Raw genomic sequence first — 16900 nt, forward strand, 5'->3', positions numbered from 1 at the left:
CATTTCAGGAGCCATATTCCTGCCGGACCATCGTCCCTATTCTCTGCCGACCCACTCCCGGCGAAGCGCAAAAATTTCCCGCAGTTCCGCTGTCGATAGTTCGGTAATCCAGGCTTCACCATTGCCGACGATAGAATCGCTCAGCCCCTGCTTGCGTTCGATCATCTCATCGATTCGCTCTTCCATCGTTCCGAGACTGATGAACTTGTGCACCTGTACCTTTTGCTGTTGCCCGATGCGATAAACTCGGTCTGTCGCTTGGTTCTCAACTGCCGGATTCCACCATCGGTCAAAATGAAAGACGTGGTTTGCTGCCGTCAAGTTGAGACCTAACCCGCCCGCCCGTAAGGATAAGACCATGATGGAACAGGCCTTTTCTCCCGTTAAGCGGGTGTCTTGAAAACGGTCGATCATTTCGTCTCGCTGGCTGCGGGGTGTGCCTCCGTGGAGAAACTCGACGGGCTCACCGAGTTCTTCCTGCAGGAACGCACGAAGCAGATGGCCCATCTCCACGTACTGCGTAAAGATGAGGCAGCGGTCACCTTCTTGGCGCAATTCTTCCACCATCTCCAGCAGTCGATCGGCTTTGTTCGACCGGGTGCGAAAATCAGTAGGCTTTTTCTCTTTTAGGATTAATGCCGGATGGTCACAGACTTGTTTCAGTCGGGTTAATGCGGCCAGAATGACTCCCCGCCGGGCCATTCCCTCTTCCTTTTCCAGCCGTTCGAAGACTTCCTGGATGACGCTGTCGTAGAGTGACGCCTGTTCCAGCGTCAAGGGAACATATTCTTTCATTTCCTGTTTCTCCGGCAGATCCAGTTCTATGGCGGGATCCTTTTTCACGCGGCGCAACAGAAAGGGACGAATCAGTTGTTGGATCTGTCCAATCTCACTAGACTCACGGCGCCGTTCGATGACGCCAACGAATCGACGGCTGAATTCCGTCAGGGTTCCCAGATAGCCGGGATTAAGAAAATCCATGATCGACCAGAGTTCGGTCAGACGGTTTTCCATCGGCGTGCCTGTCAAAGCGACCCGATGCCGTCCAGTGAGCTTGCGAACGGCCATGGATTGTTTTGTATAAACATTTTTGATGTTCTGGGCTTCATCGAGGCAAATGCAGTCCCAAGTCGTTGAGGTTAGTTCTGCTTCATCGATCTGAGCCAGGTTGTAGGAAGTAACAATCAAATCGGAACCTTCGATGGCCTTCGTAAAAGCATCCCCTCTGGGCCGCTGAGGCCCGTAATGAAGATACAGGGTAATCTCCGGGGCAAAGGCCGATAGTTCTTTTTGCCAGTTGCCAATGACCGATGTAGGGCAGATCAGCAGCGACGGACGCAACTCCTTTTCCCGACTTTTCACGTGTAAGAGATAGGCGATCCACTGAATCGTTTTGCCAAGACCCATATCATCAGCGAGACATCCACCAAGGCCGAAGCGGCGCAAAAAATAAAGCCAGGAAAAACCGAGCCGTTGATACGGACGAAGGACACCTTGAAATCCGGGCGGTTCCTGGAAGACAGGTGCCTCGTTGATCTGAGACAGTTGTTTTACCAATACAGCCAATTGCCCGTTCAACTCTACTTCAAGCCGCAAGCTATCCTCAGTCGCGCTGTTGCCCTTTTCAAACTCGTGACCCCTCTGCACGCCTCCGGCCTTAAGCATTTCATCGGTCAATTCGGTTGCATCAGCGTCTCCATCGCCGGAGAGCAAATGGAACTTAAGGATATCGGCCAACGAGAGGCCTGTGCGCTTCTGCCGCATGAGTTTTAGGGCTTGCTGAACAAATTCCGGATCCAGTTGAATCCACTTGCCGCGAACGTGCAAGAGACGCCGATTCGTGCTGACAGCCTGACGAAATTCCTCTTCGCTCAGTTCAACATCGCCTAACGCCATCTTCCAGTCGAACTGGACAATTTGCTGCATGCCAAACATTGTTTCAGCGGCAGAACCAACAGAGGAGCGGGTGGCCATCTTCAGTCGACCTTTGGTACGGCGAATCTCTTCCCACCAGCGGGGGAGAAAAACGGTGACACCCGCTTCGGCCAGCCGTAAGCTGCCATCAGAAAGAAACTCCCAAGCCTGTTCTTCCGTCAGTTCCGGCTGCAGCCAAGGCAGCAATGTCAGCCATTTACTCACACTTCTGGCGATGCGTTCGCCAAAAGGTTGCCAGTTAGGCGGGATATGGGCTAGTTCTATGGAATCGTAGCCGCGCTCTCCGTCGGCAGTAAACGTCCAGTCTTTTTCCACAGGGAGATTTCCTTGAAACAGACTTTCTGAGTCGATCTCAAAGACCCGGTTTGGATCCTCTTTGTCCTGTAGGATCACCTGGAGAGACCAGTGGTTCAGCCCCGATTCGGCTGCTTTCGCTTCTTCCGGCTCCGCCAGACGCAGTCCCACTTGAAAGGGGGTGTCATCGGAGATCCAACCGATAGTTTCGAGCCATTCCCGCTCGTCGGCAAAGGGGATGCGTCGGAGAGAATCCGGTTGAAGAAGGGGAGACGACTGGACAATCTTTTCCCAACGCCCTCTCAGCTTCGTGTTGTCTCTAACGTAAGCATCAACAATTAAGCTAATCCACTCAGGAACATAAGGGGGAAAATCGGTTTTGCTCAACCCTTTTTCCAGCTTCCAGCCCTGTTTTCCATCGCACCATTGTTCAAAATCAGGGGAAAAACGCTCTTCTATTAAGGCCGTTCTAATTTTCGGAGCTAATAGGTGCAACGTTTTGATCTCTTCAGACCAGTCAAAGGTGACAAAGTCATTGCCGGGCGGATCTGCAAACAAATCTAAAGCCATAAAGGATGGGACAAGGATTCCCACAGTTCCGTCGATATCTTCCACCACGTCGGTAAAGCTTCCGTAAAAGGATGAGCCATGCTGGGAAAAAAGGCGAAAGTTGCATTCCCGCATATGTTCCCAAGCGTCGTTGCCCAACCGTTCCGTTCTAGGACTCCAAAGGAAAAATCCCCTGTCGGGGATCCACTTGCCCTTAATTTGTAATCGAAGGACTGTCATCAGGAAATCAGCTTTCCTTTCCGTAACTCTTCTTGCAGTGCCCGCAAGCGGGAATAGCGCTCTGTCAACGTGTGGATATATCGCTCCCACTCGCTGGTGCGTTTAATTTTTTTATATAACGTACGCAGCTTTTTCAACCACTTGATGGCTTCCTTATAGGCTTGACGGTTTTTCTGGCCAATGAGACGAATGACTTGATGATGATAAAGGGGCAACAAAGAGGCTGGTTCTCGGCCCTCTACCACAGACAGTTCGTCTCGAGGCAGTTCCAACGGATTCGCTCCGTAAGCGACCCATAATTCAGCCCATCGGCGGTGTTCGCCCATCTCAAGCAGGTATTGGCTGTATAACCGTCGGCTCCGAGGCAGCCATTGCCGCAAAGCACCCATAAATTCGCCCCGTACATTGCAAGCTACGGCGACTTGATTCCAGTAGATGCAAAGGGCCTCATAATTGACTGTATCCGATAAGGATGTATAGGGAACGAGCCAGCGTAACCATTGCAGAAGCCGATCCCACTGCTGTTGTTGACTGAAACCTTCCAAATAAAAACGCAAGTCACGAACAATCGTGTACAGGTATTGACCCGATAGCTTTTCTAATACACTTCTGGCCCTATCGTCATCATCACCTGCAATGGCAAAATGGGCACGAGCAAAAAGGGCCTGATAACGACCATCGGGAGACAAGTTGTCTTTTTCCAGTAGGTCCTGCAGGTGTGTTATCTCTTGTTCTGCCCAAGGTCCTTTCTGAAATAGTTCCTGCCAAAGCAGCCGGTATAAGATTTGCCAATCAATACCTCGCACTGGGATACCTAAGAGAAGACGGTTACGCAATATGACCATGGCCCTTTCGACCAGTGGCTCGTATTCTTCGGTGATCTCATGGTTGGAGAGATTGTCTACATTGGCAAAGAAGTAATGTAGGTATTTATTAAAAAACCCCTGCATATACACCCTGTGGTCCGAACGGAACAACTGCTCGAGTCGCATCAACAAGAACAGGTGTCCGTGAAAGCGCAGCAGTTCACTTGCCACCGGCGCCCAGTGAGCGCTGCGGGCCGCCAGGGATTCCATGAAGCGGTCATATATCTGCCAAGCTAAATCATTCCACATAAAAAAAGTATTAGGCGGCTTATAAGCCCTGTCAAACTCCTGCGTAAAAAAAGCCTGCCAGTCAGCTACAGGACCTGTAGGTTTCAGCCGACCGATTTTGGTCCAGGCAGCCTTCGTATTTTTCGTTTTTTCAACCTGTTGGCGCACCTGACAGCCTCCACTCGGGATAACTTCGTCATTATCGTTCTCTTATAGCATAAAACAAATCGCCGGTCTTTACCAGCGAGGGGTAAAACCGGCGACAGATAAACTGTGAGTTTATTATATTCAGTCTTCAAACTCACCGACGTCATTTAAGTCCTTGTCAATCTGATTTAGGGTTACCAGTTCTTCACAAAGCTTATTGAGGTCTGTCAGGCTGATGCTCACCATCCCGTTTTCGGAAGCGGGGGCATCCATGGCGAGTTTGGCAGCCGCTGCCGCCACATCACGGAGAGCTTGTCGCTGGGCTTTCTTTCTCTCCGCTAAGGTCTCCCGAAAGACTCGAGCGGTTTCTGGGGAACCACCGGAGAGTTCCACCTTCTTTTTCAGTTCCATCAGCGTATCCATGGGTATCACCCCTTGCATCTTTTAGGTATTATTAGACGCAGAATACGACAAATCCTGCAAAGAACAAAGAAGAATCGATTTCCTTTCCCTCGAAAAAGAGATGTGCTTTCTAGTTGTTGTCAAAAGTTGTCGGTAGTATATTGGTAGTGTATCGCAAGTTTTTCCCCGACGATCCTTTCGATTCTAGAGGAGGAATGGTTATGGCCTTATTGCCTGAAATCGAACAGCGTGAAAGCAAACGGTCCTTTCTCCCTGACCCGGTTCCCCCGAGCATGCTCCAAGATCTGCTCGAAGCATTGCGCTGGGCGCCCTCTTGTCGCAACTACCAGCCTTGGCGTGTCGTTGCGGTAGAGAGCCATGAAAGTCTAGCGAAATTAGCTCAATGCCTCGCGAAAGGCAATGAATGGGCTGCCAAGGCTCCGTTGGCCTTTATCGTCAGTGCCGACCCGAAAGATGACGCCACCATCGACGGAAAAGAATATTATTTGTTTGACTGCGGCCTTGCTGTTCAGAATCTGCTCATTCAAGCCACTGCACTCGGCCTTTGCAGCCATCCGACAGCCGGATGGAATGAGGAATCCTTGAAAAAAACCTTCGCGATCAGCGAAAACCAACGAGTCCTCTGTGTCGTTTTCCTAGGGTTCCCCGGTTCATTAGCCGATTTAGACACAGAGACGCGAGCGAAAGATGAAACACCTCGGATCCGCAAACCTTTAGAGGAATGGGCCCGTTTCGTATAGCTGCTTCTATGGGCTTAGAATTATCGACAAAACATAAAGAAATTTAAGAGGGGCTGACCCAGTGTGTTGGGCAGCCCCTCTTCGTTTGTTGTTGGCTTAGATGTCTTCCTCTTTCGCTTTTCTTTTCTTCTTCCGTTTTGCCTTTTTGATGCTCAAACCAATTTTCTGAGTCTCCGATATGTGCCGGTTAAGATCCCGCAAGGTGAGACGCCCTTCTTCAACGAGCTGCACCATCAAAACCGGTGTCAAGTCCTTTTTAGCGACACCTAATTCAGCTGCCAAAGCATCCTTGTCCAACTCATCCTTATAACGAACTGGACGTTCTATCGTAATATGTTCTCCCCGCTCATCTTCGACGACTTGCTCCATCCATTTTTTCTGTTCCATTTCGCCGGCGATTTCCTCACGCAAGCGCTGCCTGCGCTCATTCAATTCCTTCACCGATTCGCTCAATTGCCAGTATTCCAAAACGTTGCGCTCAAAGCTCACATCCATCCTCCTTTCCTTAGAAGAGACTCATTTATTGTAACAAAAACAAAAACCGTGGCAAATAGCCACGGCCAAAGCTTTACTTCGGTTATATTTTCATGTTCGTTGATTAACCCTTTCGAACCGCATTTTCTCTAGAAATATTTATACTTTAGAAACGTGTATTTTGGGTAAGCGACCTCTCCAGGGACGAGCTTCTTCCAACTGTTTGGCCAATTGCAAGAGCGTCGCTTCATCGCCGTATCTTCCTGCAAAGTGCATTCCGATCGGCAATCCAGCGTTACTCCAACCAAGCGGCAACGAGATGGCCGGTTGACCCGTAGTGTTAAATAAACAAGTGAACGGTCCATATCGAAACATATCCGTAAACCAAGTTTTTGCGTCCATTCCCTTAGCGTTACTATTTAGTTCCCCTAATAGCCATGGTGGACAAGGGGTCGTCGGCGACAGAAGGACATCGTATTTTGTGAAGAACTGACCAACGGCTCGGGAGACGCGATTGTTAACATCGAGAGCCTTCAGTAAATCGCTCGCCTTTAGTTTTTCTCCGTACAGGTATGTGACCCAATTGGCCTGTTCTAGATTGTCTACGGAAGGTACACGGTCCATCAATTCAGCGACCGTTTTAACTGTTTCATTGACAAAAGCTGCCCAGATGGTAAAAGTCGCCCCCAAGAACTCCTCTACATTGATTTTTGGAGAATCCTCCACCAACTCATGGCCTAGTTCTTCACATAACCGCACCGTTTCTTTTAGAGCATGAATGCATTCCTCACTCACAGGTACGTCATATAGCGGATCTTTTCTCCAGGCGATTTTTAATTTACGAGGCTTGTCAAATAATTGCTCGAAGAAGGGACGTTGGGGGCGTTCAGCCCATGCATAACATCCAATATCCGGTCCCGATACGGCATCAAGCAACGCCGCCGTATCGCGAACGCTTTTGGTTAAGGCAAACTCCAGCCCCAAACCATTCACCGGTTCCGAATAATCAGGTCCTACAGGGACACGTCCCCGTGTCGGTTTCAAGCCAACCAATCCGTTGCAGGCAGCGGGGACTCTTATGGAGCCCGCGCCGTCGTTAGCATGAGCAATCGGCGTGATTCCTGCAGCAACAGCAGCAGCGGAACCACCGCTGGAGCCGCCGGTACTCCGTTTGGGATCCCATGGGTTATGGGTAGGATCATAAAAGACGGCTTCTGTTGTGAAACTATAGCCAAACTCTGGAGTAGTCGTCGTTCCGACTAATACCAGTCCGGCCTGGCGAAAACGTTTCATAAGTTCACTATCTTCTGGTGCAGTGAATCCCTTACCCAGCCGGCTTCCCATATTAACAGGAACATTTGCCGCATGCAATACGAGTTCCTTGATTAAAAAAGGCACCCCATGAAAAGGACCATCCGGAAATCCTTTTTGAATTTCCCTTTCCGCCGTCTCAGCTAAAACGTTCCATACTGCATTTAGAGTTGGGTTAATTTTTTCGATTCCCTTAAGCGATAATTCAACCAGTTCCGTCGGAGTAATCTCTTTGTCTTTGACAAGTTTGGCCAATCCGAGCCCGTCATACATGGAGAATTCGCTCAGGTTCACTATTGCCCCCTCCTCATAATCGTTTCATGACCGCTAAAAGGTCAATTTCCAGCACTCGTTGATACAACTTCCCCGAATTCCGATGCCAGGTTTCCCACCCCAAGTTCTCGGATAAAGAAGGACGACAGCCTGTCCTCCACATTCCATACAGGTCGTTGCTTTTCGAATCGATTCACCTCGCTTCACTCGCTGCCGATCCAGTTCCGTAAAAAGCTTGCCGATGGAATCGAACTGATCTGATAATTCATCCTTGTGGTTCTGTTCACTCACGATACTCATCTCCAGTCGTGCTTATAAAAGACATATATTCTCAATTCTAAAAAAGAACTTTTACATTTAATTACTCCATTAACTTGAATTACCCTTCTAGCCGCCACATTTTTCTACAAAATATAGGAAAATGTTTTGGACATACCTATATCCTCAGGCGAATAAATTGATCCCGTGTGAGGAGTGAACATCGTTTCATTGACCCTTACACTCCCACCGAAGCTTTGCTCAGCAAAGGCTTCATCCTCTCGGAGGTGATTCGCCTGACCTACGAAAAAAGAAAGATCTTTATCGGCACCACTGTACTTTGCGCCTTGTTGTTTTTCGGAACGGCAGCTGGCGCGGCACCACCGGTGACTACGGTCAACCCTTCTGTGTCGGATAATAACGTCCCTGTCTATCCGGCTACTCCGGCACAAGCAAGTGACCCCAAGTCAAACGCAAGTCCTTCGTTAACTACACAATCTAGCCCTGCGAGTACCCAAAACCCCGCCGCCCTTATACCTTTTGCTGGAGATACAAGGGCAACCACGGATACGAAACCCAATGTGACTACTCCACCAGGCTCAACAACTCCGGCGTCTCCGGTTAATCCACTAACTTCAGGGTCGGCTTCGGGCTCGACATCTGGAACAACACAAAACCAAACTCCTGGAAACTCTCCTACAGTTCCCTTACCTACACAGACATTACCTAACGGACAAAATCCTACTGAAAAACCAACTCCGCCACCCCTTGAAGTCGTCCATCCTCCAAAGGGAGGCACAGTGATCTTACATATCAGTGATAACACATTCACCTTCACCGCTGGAGAGGCCTTGTCACAACTAGAACCTGGCAAATGGTCTTACCGGCCTGCCATAAGCCCAAAAGAAGCTGCGGAAGAAGCGAATAACTTTATCAGCTGGGTGCCGGAAGGTTCCTTTCGACTGCGCGAAGGCGCTGTGGACCGTATTGCCAAAGCCTTCCTCGACGCAAAAGATTCCGAGTTGACCATCCCTTCCTGGCGCGTCATCGCAGATACGTTGATTCCATTGACCCATGTCAGCGTGTCAGGTGGACAAAACTCGAGCACAGCCTTGGGTAAGATCGACGGTTTGGTTTTGCCGCCGAAGGCGATCTTCTCCTTTAACCGGGATGTCGGTCCCCGAACAGAAGAAACCGGCTTTATCTCAGGGAATGTGCTGCAGGGAAACCAATATGTTCGAGAAGTCGGCGGCGGCATCTGTTTCGCCTCCACTATCGTTCATCAGGCAGTCGCACAGACAGGCTTTGACATCCTGGAACATCACCATCATTCCATCCGGGCTCCTTACGTCGAACCTGGAGGAGACGCTACCGTCTATTACGGCGTCTTTGATTATCGCTTCCGCAACGGAGACTATGATCTACTCTTTGAAAAGCGTGAGACTCCGGAAGCGCTTGGTCTTCGTTTATGGCAAGCTGTTGAATAAATAGTCGACTTAAAAAGAGCCGCCCTTCGACCGATAGATTCCAGTCGAAGGGCGGCTCTTCTTTTCAATCGATTAAAAGCGAATAACCCGAACAGGCTCCGAAGAGGTATCAGCGGTAGAAAGGCTGGATCCTTCCTGACAGAGGGCTGTCTCGGTCGGTTCTTCAGTAATCATAGAAACTTGTTCTCGGAACATCAGTTCCTCTACGACCGGAGAAGCCGAAGTAGTCGTCACTGGACAGGCTAAGGCGCCCACTTTGGGAATGTCATAGCCGTACAAGTGATTGAGAATAAAGATGTCCTCATACCCTAAGTGCTTCATTTCGCTCAGATCGGTGATGATCTTTTCAATCACCGGCAGGCGTTGTTGGTCTTCCGACGTAAGAAAACGATAGTGAAGCCCGCTCCAAAAGGGGTCTCCATAGCGATCATAATCGACAAGTTCATACCGCTGTGCGTGGAGATCCTGTAACAACCATTCAACTTCTGTCTGCTTGTTTTGCAGTGAGATACTCTGGCAGTAGCAGATAGGAAACAAAGACTCGATTTTGTGCTTTCGATACTTGGCCGTACCGAGCACTAATTTTTTGATATGTTCCAAAAAAGACATAGGAGAACTCCCTCTTTCCGTCAGCCGCAGAGGTAGCGGCCTTGGACCCGGAGTTTTTCCAACGATGATTGGCCGCCCCAGAAGGCGCTTGTTTTATGATGTTCTTGAATATCTCCCAGTGCTTTTTCCAACTCAAAATACTTCATGCATGCTTCCCCGGCGATGTGTTCCGGCTGACAGCGGAAGGTTCCGCTCCCGAGGCATTCGATATGTAAGGCGCTGCCGTCAGTATCACGAGCCGTCACCACAATGGCAGCCCCCTCTTGCCGCTCCGAAACGGAGTATCCGCGCTTGATCGCTTCGGACTTGGCCAGTTCGACGGCGTAGTATTTCAGTAGAATCTCTCCGTCCCGGCCGATGTACTTGGCCACATGGTCGCCGTCCCAATCGGCTTCTATCCGGTATGTTCCGTCTTCCATCTCCACAATCGCCGCGTCAAACTTTCCAGGAAGGCGAATGACATAGTCCTTGCGTTTTTTACCGAAATAATATCGACAGAAGTCATTTTCGAGCAGTTCAAAGCCCATGCGGCTCACGGCTTTGCTCAAGACTTCCAGATTCACGATAGCACTCGTCAGCACCAAAGTCAGATGACTCAACCCTATTCCTCCCCTCTATTGGCAACCTGTCCCGTTGGCCAATCGAGCGGCCCGGTGGCCCCATTCGCGCAGCGCTTCAATGCGCTGACGGGTGATTTCACTACGGCACATGGGGATGATCAAACGAGCGGCATAGAGGATATCCTCTGTGTTCACTTCCCGTTTGTCATCGCTCCAGGCGTGAAACATGCCCATGATAACGGCTTCTTCGATTTCAGCGCCGGAAAAGCCTTCGGCAGCCTGGGACAATGCTTCTATGTTAAAAGACTGAGGATCGCGACGGCGGCGGCGGAGTTGGGCCTCAAAGATCTGCATACGCTCTTCCGCGTCAGGTAGGTCGACGAAGAATATCTCATCAAAGCGTCCCTTCCGTAAAAATTCGGGCGGAAGCTGACTGACGTCGTTCGCTGTCGCCACGACGAAGACAGGACTCTTTTTCTCCTGCATCCAGGTCAAGAAGTGGCCAAAAACCCGTGCGGTGACACCGGAGTCGGTACGGTTGCTGGACTGCACTCCGGCCAGACCTTTTTCAATTTCATCGATCCAAAGGACCGCCGGCGATACAGCTTCAGCCACCGCTAAGGCATTCCGGGTATTCGCCTCAGTCTCTCCGACGAAGGAACTAAACAGACGGCCGGCATCCAGTCGAAGCAAGGGCTTTTGCCACTCCGACGCTAATGCTTTGGCCGAAAGACTTTTGCCACAGCCTGGAACCCCGACGAGCAGAACGCCCCGGGGAAAGGGGAGACCGTATGCTTGTGCCTCTGGGGAAAAGGCGGATACTCGTGTGCGGAGCCACTGTTTCAATACGGCCAGTCCTCCGACAGAGGACATGTCCAAGCCGGCGTTGACGATCTCCAAGACGCCGCTTTTATGGATGATCTGTTCCTTTTCCTTCATGATGATGGCTGGATCAAAGCTCTTCGTCATAGCTAGGGAAAGGGAAAAGGCGTTTTCTGCTTCACTTAAGGTGAGCCCTAGTGCGGCATCGGCGACAGCAGTGATATCCTGAGGCGTCTCCATCTGAGCCGCTTGGGACACTTTTCGAATAACCGGTTCCATCTCCTCCCGCCCAGGAAAAGGAATGGTCGTCACCGCTATTTCCCGCTCTAACTCCACAGGAATATCCATGATCGACGAGATAAAGACAAAGACGATGCCTCGCCGCTTTTGTACTTGGAACATGTCCTTCGCCGTCCGCCACACATCGGGAGAGCGCCAATAAGGATGAAAGTCGAGCAAGCAATAAATCGTGTTCGGCAAAAGTTGGGCTGACTTATTCAAGGCTTCCACTGGATCGGTCGCCTTCAGGCGGGCTTTTTCTACCATACCTAGTCCCGCAGAAGCACTTTTGTCAATATGCAAATAGTGCAAATGGTTTGTCGTTGTCCAAACTGCCACGTTCATGTTGAACCGCCGGGCAATCCGTTGACATTCTGACAGTACCCGTTTTTCTTCCGGTGAAAGAACCGCTACGGCCGGGTAGCCAGACTTTATGTAGTTTTCTAGCATCAATCGCACTCACTCCCTACGAAACTTGCTTTTCTATTTACGCCTTTTTTCGTTGAAATCCTTCTTTTCGCTCCATTTGTGGGGAATCGGCATCGAATCCAGCAAAAGACCTCTCGAGACGATCGTCCCGGGAGGTCTTTTGCTCATTCCCTCTACGTAGAGTTTCGATTGCTATGTTAACTTATATGGGATTCAAAATGGTTAGCTTTCGTTAGATAACCATCTTTAATTCCTGTTTTAGCATACCCTTTTCGATGTCAACATGAACCTGCCGATACTGTTCCATGGTTCCGATGTCTTTCCAATACCCGTCGGCTCGCACCCCATAAAAAGGTCGACCCTCAGCTAATAATCGGGGGAACAACTGCTTTGAAAAATCATAAAACCCGTTGGGAATGTGTTGGAAGATTTCCGGTTCCATGACGTAAATCCCCGTATTAATCGTGTTGGAAAAGACCTCTTCCGGTTTCGGCTTTTCAATAAAGCGACGAATTCGTCCGTCTTTGTCAGTGATGACGATGCCAAATTGGGTAGGGTCTTCCACTTGTGTCAATGCCATCGTGGCTAGAGCCTGTGTTTCTTGGTGATGGTCGATCACTTTTCCGAGATCGATATCGGTGATTCCATCTCCGCTGATCACCAGAAAAGGTTCGGTCAGAAAGTCCTGTGCCTGCTTGACTGATCCGGCCGTTCCCAGGGGTTCCGTCTCCATATAATAGTGAAAGCGGACACCAAAACGAGAACCGTCGCCAAAATAGTTGGTAATGATTTTCGGTTGATAGCATAAGGTCACAGCAATTTCCTGAATTCCATATTGTTTAATTAAATTAACAGCGTATTCCATGGCTGGCCGTCCATGTATAGGGACCATCGGTTTAGGCATAGAATCGGTTAATGGGCGAAGTCTCGATCCGAGACCGCCCGCCATAATCACAGCTTTCATAAGCTTTCCGGCATCTCCTTCAACACAAAAGTTTTGTAACCACACTGTTCAGTCTATTGCCCAGAAGAAAAATGTTGCTTAGTATTTCTTCCACATTCTAAAAATTTATCAGGAATAAAAGCAGGAAAAACAAAACAACCCTACTTCGATAAGGATTGTTTCTATATTCCCCATCACCCAATAATATTTTTATCTTCAAAAATATGTTAAAATTATGTGGTTCGATGGAGTCGGGTAGCTTACGTAAGGAGGGATTGACGAGTTTGACTTGGGCAAGAAGTATCCGAACCAAGATGATTCTGGGCCTCATGACGAGTATTCTAATCATTTCGCTGAGCATCATCGTCATAACCTATTTCTCTTCCAAAAACTACCTGATAAAGAGTGCACAAGAAAAGTTAGAATCAGACTTACAACTTGGTTATGCCTATCTCGATCAAAAATATCCGGGTCCATGGGAAATCAAACAGGGAGATTTATATAAGGGGAACGAAAAAATTAACGGAAACTTTTTCATCGTTGACGAGATCGGAACCATGACCGGCGGTGATACGGTCACCCTATTTCAAGGAGAAACGCGTGTCACCACAAACGTGAAAAATGAAGATGGAAGCCGTGCTGTGGGTACGAAAGTATCTGAAACAGTAGCCCAGCGGATATTTGAACAGAAACAGCGATACGTAGGTCGAGCAAACGTCGTCGGTAATTGGAATCAAACCGCCTATGAGCCTATCACTGATGCAAAGGGCGAAACCATCGGCATCTGGTATGTCGGCGTCCCTGAAAAGACTTATCTTGCTTTAGCCAAAAGTATGATGTTCGAAAGCCTATGGATCGTAGTCGGTCTATCTGTCATCATCATAAGTTTCGGCTTTTGGTTTTTACGAAAGACAATCGGTACTCCTCTTGAGTTACTTCAAACAGAATTCTCTAAACTAGCCGATAGTCACGGAGACTTAACGAAAGAGATTTGTTTTAATAGTAATGATGAAATCGGTGATTTGGCTCAATCGGTCAATAAGTTTCTCGTAAACCTTCGAGAAATCATGAGCAATATACGTTTAGAATCGTTGCGTTTGGCCCAAATATCGCAGGACTTATCCTATGTTGCTCACATCACAGAGAAAACTTCCGATACCATTGCCTGCACCATGCACGAATCTACCATAAGTGCCTCCTCCCAATCGGAATATGCCAACAATATCTTGAAGATGATGACCGATGCTCGCAGGATTATTCAACTCGGTCAACAAGAGATAATCTCATCTGTAACCAGTGCTTCTGAGTCAACACAATCAACCCAAAAGGGTTGCCTTATAATTAATGATGCTCATGACCATCTAAACGAGTTAACTGAGACCGTACAAATCGCCACTTCGACAATGAACAGGCTCCATAGCTATTCAGAGGAAATAAGCAAAATTGTTACCATGATCAGTGACATCGCCAATCAAACAAATCTACTTTCCTTCAATGCAGCTATTGAAGCAGCTCGAGCTGGCGAAAAAGGCAAGGGCTTTTCCATCGTTGCAGAAGAAGTTCGTCTGTTAGCAGAAGATTCAAAAAAATCTTCTGCCCAAATTGAAAGGATTATCGTACGTATAAAAAGTGAGACCTCGCAGGCACTTCAATCTATCCAGGACAGCTTGATCGCCGTAGAGCAGCAGGCCGAATTTATCAATCGCATAGGTCGATCATTGACCGATATCGATCGGACTGTTCGCAGGACAGAGTCAGATGCCAAGCGTATTCAACAGTTCTTCGCTTCTCTTTTAGCGACTACTGAGCAGGTTGAAAATGCTATACAAGCCATAACCACGAACCTAGAAGAAGCCGTATCTGCCTCGGAAGAGGTATCTTCCTCGGTAACTGAACAGTCATCGATGGTAGACGATATTGCCCATCGTTCAGAAGATCTATCCCTGTTAGCAACAAAACTTCAACATCAAATTTCAGGTTTTAAGTTAAACTAGTAAAAAAGACCTGCTGTAACCAAATTCGGTCCAGCAGGTCTTACCGACTATTATTTTATACGCGAGGAAGGGGGGTTTTTCCTGGACGCCTATACACGTCAAATCTATGACATGCTGATTCAATGGGATCGGGAGATGTTGAAGAAAAAAACCGGTCTTTTAGACCGGATGGCTCGTCAGATGCAAAAAAAGATCGACAACATCATTCCCGAAAAAGTGCATGCTGCTGTAGCGACCGCCTTAGAAGTCGCTGTCAAAGCGTTTATGGCCGGAGTAACTTTACTGCCTGAGCCATCTGAACCACGGCCAGCCACGTTGCAGTTAATGGACGAGCAAGCTTCCGCTATCATTCAAAAGTATAAAAAAGTGGCCGCCATCGAAGGCGCCGGCACGGGAATGGGTGGAATCCTATTGGCCGCCATCGATTTTCCAGCCCTTATCGCCATAAAAATTAAAATGCTCCAGGAGATGGCCTGGGTCTACGGATTTGATTTTCGCAGACCCACGGAGCGGTACTACCTTATCCATCTGTTTCTTCTCGCCTTCGCTTCCGGTGAAGCTCAGCAACGGATCTACCGAAAAGTTCGCCACTGGGACAGACTTCCCGTCAAGGCTCGTCCCTCAGCCGACCTAGACTTTAATTGGCGAGAATTTTATACAGAATATCGTGAGGGAATTGAAACGAAAAAAACACTGGGATTCATCCCCGTCATCGGAATGCCTGTGAGCGCATGGGCGAACTTTTCCTTGACAGGCAATTTAGGTGACGTGGCACAAAATGCTTTTCGGCTTCGCTACCTGCAGTCCCTCTGCATAGAAGAACTATATGCCGATCCGAGTTAACTCAGCTCGGGGCTGTTTCCGATCTTGCCCCCTCAATGAGGAAAAACAGCACTGCTGGTATGACGACAACGACGCTACAGAACAGGTACATGGTATGTAATCCCACCATTTTGGCGATATAGCCGAGAACGATGGAACCTAAGCCGATTCCCAAGTCAAAAGCGCTGAGAACCGTACCGTTCGCCGCACCCCTTCGATATGGGGGCACCCGATTGATCGCCATCGCCATCAACGTAGGCTGGACAATACCAAATCCGACTCCCATCATGACTGCTGAGAGAACAAAACCGGTGTAACCGTGAGACAGGAAAAGCAGCACTAGCGCCGCTGCGATGCCGCTGTATCCGATGGCCATGATCTGCCGAGGCCCTTTTCGGTCGAAGGATTTCCCGGCCCAGGGCCGAACGATGAGCAAAGTCAAAGCAAAGATCAAAAAATAGCTTCCGGCGTTTTGAATCCCGTTCTCCTTCCCATAGAGGGTGATAAAGGAAACAATACCGCCATAGACGATAGCGATAAAAAACATATTCCCTGAAAGGGAAAAGACCTGTCTTTCAAAGAGACTGTTTAACCCAAAGGCAGGTTTCTCCTGGCCCATCTCCCCGCCTTTGTGGGCGCTTTCGTCATAATCGATCCCGAAAACACAGAGCAAGGCCCCAAAAGCCAGGAGAAGACTTCCGGAGAAGAGAAGGGAAAATCCGGAATAATTCAAGATAGCGAGCCCTAAACTCGGCCCTAAAGCCATAGCCAAGGTGTTGGAAAGTCCATAATAACCCATCCCTTCCCCTCGACGTACTGGAGGAACCACATCAGACGCTACCGTACCGGCCCCCGTCGTGGTAAATCCCCAGGTCATTCCATGGATCGCCCGCAACAAAAAGAGTATCACCAAACCGGTGACGGCATGGTAGGCAGCAGTCACTATACAATAAGCGATGAGCGCAAAGAGCAAGATCTTTTTTCGGCCAACCGCATCGAGCAGGTAACCCGAAAAAGGACGCACAAGCACTGCCGTCAGCGAAAGAATGCCAATGACATAGCCTACACTGCTCTCGTCCCCTTTTAATGTATTGGTCACATAGACAGGCAGTGTCGGTAATAGGAAATAGAAACTCGTAAACATCAAGAGGTTGGTAAGACAGATAAAAATAAAATCTTTTGTCCACAACGCTTGTTTGTTCTCCATCTTTGCTCCT

Annotated in this window: 15 protein-coding genes; 4 read left to right on the plus strand and 11 right to left on the minus strand. The window is 48.9% G+C overall.

What is annotated here, in order from left to right:
• Nucleotides 1–36: 36 nt before the first annotated feature.
• The 3 genes from H1S01_RS09390 to H1S01_RS09400 form a co-directional block, all read right to left on the minus strand.
• Nucleotides 37–3018, minus strand: a complete 2982-nt coding sequence (locus tag H1S01_RS09390) for a DEAD/DEAH box helicase (RefSeq protein ID WP_188039961.1) — start codon at nt 3016–3018, stop codon at nt 37–39.
• Nucleotides 3018–4280, minus strand: a complete 1263-nt coding sequence (locus H1S01_RS09395) for a hypothetical protein (RefSeq protein WP_188039963.1) — start codon at nt 4278–4280, stop codon at nt 3018–3020. Before H1S01_RS09395 ends, H1S01_RS09390 begins: the two co-directional genes overlap by 1 nt.
• 120 nt (nt 4281–4400) lie before the next feature.
• A complete protein-coding gene (locus H1S01_RS09400; protein WP_188039965.1) occupies nt 4401–4682 on the minus strand; it encodes a hypothetical protein in 282 nt (93 codons plus the stop codon).
• 200 nt (nt 4683–4882) lie between these two features.
• On the opposite strand from H1S01_RS09400, the gene H1S01_RS09405 reads away from it, so the two are divergent.
• Nucleotides 4883–5422 (plus strand): nitroreductase family protein, encoded by a 540-nt coding sequence (locus H1S01_RS09405; protein ID WP_188039967.1) that lies wholly within the window; start codon nt 4883–4885, stop codon nt 5420–5422.
• A 96-nt stretch (nt 5423–5518) separates the two neighbouring features.
• Here the strand turns inward: H1S01_RS09405 and H1S01_RS09410 are convergent, their stop codons facing one another.
• From H1S01_RS09410 to H1S01_RS09420, 3 genes are all read right to left on the minus strand, one after another.
• Complete coding sequence (locus H1S01_RS09410; RefSeq protein WP_188039969.1) at nt 5519–5911, minus strand: hypothetical protein; 393 nt, start codon at nt 5909–5911, stop codon at nt 5519–5521.
• A 144-nt stretch (nt 5912–6055) separates the two neighbouring features.
• A complete protein-coding gene (locus H1S01_RS09415; protein ID WP_188039971.1) occupies nt 6056–7501 on the minus strand; it encodes an amidase family protein in 1446 nt (481 codons plus the stop codon).
• Between the two features lie 33 nt (nt 7502–7534).
• The gene (locus H1S01_RS09420; RefSeq protein WP_188039973.1) at nt 7535–7771 is read right to left on the minus strand and encodes a hypothetical protein; all 237 of its coding nucleotides are present in this window, start codon (nt 7769–7771) and stop codon (nt 7535–7537) included.
• 767 nt (nt 7772–8538) lie between these two features.
• Between H1S01_RS09420 and H1S01_RS22310 the strand changes: the two genes are divergently transcribed.
• Nucleotides 8539–9225, plus strand: coding sequence for a VanW family protein (locus H1S01_RS22310; RefSeq protein ID WP_188039975.1), 687 nt, complete (start codon nt 8539–8541; stop codon nt 9223–9225).
• Between the two features lie 72 nt (nt 9226–9297).
• Here the strand turns inward: H1S01_RS22310 and H1S01_RS09430 are convergent, their stop codons facing one another.
• From H1S01_RS09430 to H1S01_RS09445, 4 genes are all read right to left on the minus strand, one after another.
• Nucleotides 9298–9834, minus strand: a complete 537-nt coding sequence (locus H1S01_RS09430; protein WP_188039977.1) for a hypothetical protein — start codon at nt 9832–9834, stop codon at nt 9298–9300.
• 20 nt (nt 9835–9854) lie between these two features.
• Nucleotides 9855–10433: a hypothetical protein gene (locus H1S01_RS09435; RefSeq protein WP_188039979.1), complete on the minus strand. Its 579-nt coding sequence runs from the start codon at nt 10431–10433 to the stop codon at nt 9855–9857.
• Nucleotides 10434–10448: 15 nt separating this feature from the next.
• On the minus strand, nt 10449–11945 hold the full coding sequence (locus H1S01_RS09440; RefSeq protein ID WP_243237187.1) for an AAA family ATPase: 1497 nt from the start codon (nt 11943–11945) through the stop codon (nt 10449–10451).
• Between the two features lie 211 nt (nt 11946–12156).
• Nucleotides 12157–12888: a nucleotidyltransferase family protein gene (locus H1S01_RS09445; RefSeq protein WP_188039983.1), complete on the minus strand. Its 732-nt coding sequence runs from the start codon at nt 12886–12888 to the stop codon at nt 12157–12159.
• A 263-nt stretch (nt 12889–13151) separates the two neighbouring features.
• On the opposite strand from H1S01_RS09445, the gene H1S01_RS09450 reads away from it, so the two are divergent.
• Together H1S01_RS09450 and H1S01_RS09455 are read left to right on the plus strand one after the other, a co-directional pair.
• Entirely contained in the window at nt 13152–14861 is a 1710-nt protein-coding gene (locus H1S01_RS09450) for a methyl-accepting chemotaxis protein (protein ID WP_188039985.1), read from the plus strand.
• Between the two features lie 111 nt (nt 14862–14972).
• Nucleotides 14973–15704 (plus strand): EcsC family protein, encoded by a 732-nt coding sequence (locus tag H1S01_RS09455; protein ID WP_279286977.1) that lies wholly within the window; start codon nt 14973–14975, stop codon nt 15702–15704.
• A gap of 1 nt (nt 15705) precedes the next feature.
• Here H1S01_RS09455 and H1S01_RS09460 read toward each other — a convergent pair whose 3' ends face one another.
• Nucleotides 15706–16890, minus strand: a complete 1185-nt coding sequence (locus H1S01_RS09460) for an MFS transporter (RefSeq protein ID WP_188039989.1) — start codon at nt 16888–16890, stop codon at nt 15706–15708.
• Between the last annotated feature and the right edge of the window lie 10 nt (nt 16891–16900).

It is taken from the genome of Heliobacterium chlorum, from assembly GCF_014502795.1.
Taxonomy (GTDB): domain Bacteria; phylum Bacillota; class Desulfitobacteriia; order Heliobacteriales; family Heliobacteriaceae; genus Heliobacterium; species Heliobacterium chlorum.